This is a genomic window from Longimicrobium sp. (assembly GCF_036280135.1).
Taxonomy (GTDB): Bacteria; Gemmatimonadota; Gemmatimonadetes; order Longimicrobiales; family Longimicrobiaceae; genus Longimicrobium.
This window is the reverse complement of record NZ_DASURI010000804.1, coordinates 1-2,276: the sequence shown is the minus strand read 5'-3', so window position 1 is coordinate 2,276 and position 2,276 is coordinate 1. Positions and strand designations below refer to the sequence as shown.

Annotated in this window: 1 protein-coding gene and 1 pseudogene; both read left to right on the top strand. The window is 70.6% G+C overall.

The features are described 5' to 3' along the window. Positions 1–313 precede the first annotated feature (313 nt). Positions 314–1,462: a hypothetical protein gene (locus VFZ20_RS26025; RefSeq protein ID WP_329686887.1), complete on the top strand. Its 1,149-nt coding sequence runs from the start codon at positions 314–316 to the stop codon at positions 1,460–1,462. Between the two features lie 402 nt (positions 1,463–1,864). After that, positions 1,865–2,276, top strand: a pseudogene (locus tag VFZ20_RS26020) (hypothetical protein); the annotation flags it as partial.

Below are 2,276 nucleotides of genomic sequence, written 5' to 3'. Positions count from 1 at the left end.
GGGGGGAGGGGGCCCTCCGCGCGCGAGACACACTCTCCCCACGCGCACGAATCTCTCCCGGAACTTCCTGCCCCTCCGCCGAGTAGCAGTCGCCCGCGCCGCACGGTTCTGCGACGCACGCCGCACTTTCGCGGCGGCGGGGAAGCGCTAGATTGGCCGCAGCACCGAGGTGGACGGCCGCCGTACGCCGTTCCTTCCCGCCGGTCCCGCGCATCCCAGCCCAACGAATCCCGTTGACCCGCACGCGCTCCCGCCCCCGCTGGACCGCCGTGCTTTGTTCATCATCCACGTTCCCGAACACCCTGGAGGGTCCATGAACCCGTACGCCCGCGCCGCGGCCCCCCTGGCCGCGTGCCTTGCTTCGTTCGTGCTGGCCGGGACGGCGCACGCCCAGAACGGCCTTACGCCCCTGCGGGTGGGGCAGAGCGTCACGGGGCGCCTGGTGGAGAGCGACGTGCCCGTGAACGACCGCGGCCGCTTTCACGCCTACCGCTTCAGCGCCACCCAGGGCCAGCGCCTGCTGGTGACGGCCGAGTCCGAGGACTTTGACACGTACGTCATCGTGGGCCGCCAGGTGGGCCCCGTGCTGGACGAGCTCAAGACGGACGACGACGGCGGCGACGGCACCGACTCGCGCATGCGCTTTACGGTGCCGCGCACGGGGCAGTACGTGCTGCTGGTGCAGGCGTACGGCGAAGACGGCATGGGCGCGTTCACCGTGGGCCTGCAGCCCGCGCCGGCCGCCAGCACGGGCGGCATGCAGACCCTCTCCCTGGGCGGCACGGAAGAGGGCGCCCTGGCCGACACGGACAACGAGGACGACGAGTCGGGCAAGTTCTACGACCAGTACAGCTTTCGCGGCCAGGAAGGGCAGCGCGTACAGATCGGCATGATGTCGGACGAGTTCGATACGTACCTGTCCCTGGGCCGCATGGAAGACGGCGAGTGGCAGGAGATCGAGACGGACGACGACGGCGGCGACGGCACCAACGCCCGCCTGCGGTACGTGCTCCCGTCGAGCGGCGAGTACGTCATCCGCGCCACCTCGTTCGGCGAGGCCACGGGCGCCTACACGCTCACGCTGTCGGAGCGCACGGCGTCGCAGCGCACGTCGCAGAGCATCACGGCCGGCGAGACGGTGGAGAGCGAGCTGGACGACGACGACACCGTGCTGGACTCCGACAACTCGTTCTACGAGACGTGGACGTACCAGGGCCGCGCGGGCGAGCAGCTGCGCATCAGCATGGAGTCCGACGAGTTCGACACCTACCTGCACATCGGCCGGATGGTGAACGGCGACTGGGAGGAGATCGCCACGATGGACGACGGCGGCGACGGCACCAACTCGCTGCTGGAGGTTTCGCTTCCCGAGGACGGCGAGTACGTCATCCGCGCCAACTCCTACACGGCGGACCAGACGGGCGCCTACACCCTGCGCGTGGACACCTCGCGCGACCGGTAGGCCCGCTCCGGACCGATGGACGCACGATGCCCCCGCCCGGCTCGCCCGGGCGGGGGCACGTCGCGTCGGCATCGTGCGTTCGGTGCCGAACGTACGTAGGCGGAAGCAAGGGCGCCCTTGCTCCCGCCTACGCACTGCATCCCCAGGTTCCCACGCCCGGCATGCATCGGCGGTATTTCCGCCGCGCCAACTTTATCCACTTATTACATGTAAGTCAACGGTTTCCAACAGTTTGAGGAAAACACGGCCACCGCTCGCGCGAAAATTCGCAGGCTGGCGGAATGCGGCTCGATTCCGGTCCCTGGCGGAGGATTCCGGGCCGAGCGTCCGCCGTGTGTCGCCTTCGGCCCTGTCCCTGCGGACGACGTCCATCCACGAGCCACGGAACGGGGGGAGACGAGGATGATGCGACCGGACCTGCGGCGGGTGGACGACGGGCCCCTGCCCTACCTGCTTTCTCCCGCGCCGGCGGATGCGCCCCGGCCGGTGCTGTGCTTTCTGCACGGGTACGACGAGGGGCCGCCGGCGGAGATCGTCGCCGCGCTGACCCGGCACGGGCCGTTGCGCCCAGACGGCGCGCCGGACGAGGTGCGCGACTTCCTGGTGATGGCGCCGCAACTGCCCGCGCGCGGCGACCTGTGGCACCGCAGCGCCGACGCCGTGCTGCGCATTGTCCGCGACGTGCACGCGCGGCACGGAGGCGACCCGGCGCGCACGTACCTCACGGGCTTCAGCTTTGGGGGGAACGGCGTGCTGGACCTGGCGCTGGCGCAGCCGGGCGTGTGGGCGGCGCTCTGGGCCGTGGACCCCACGC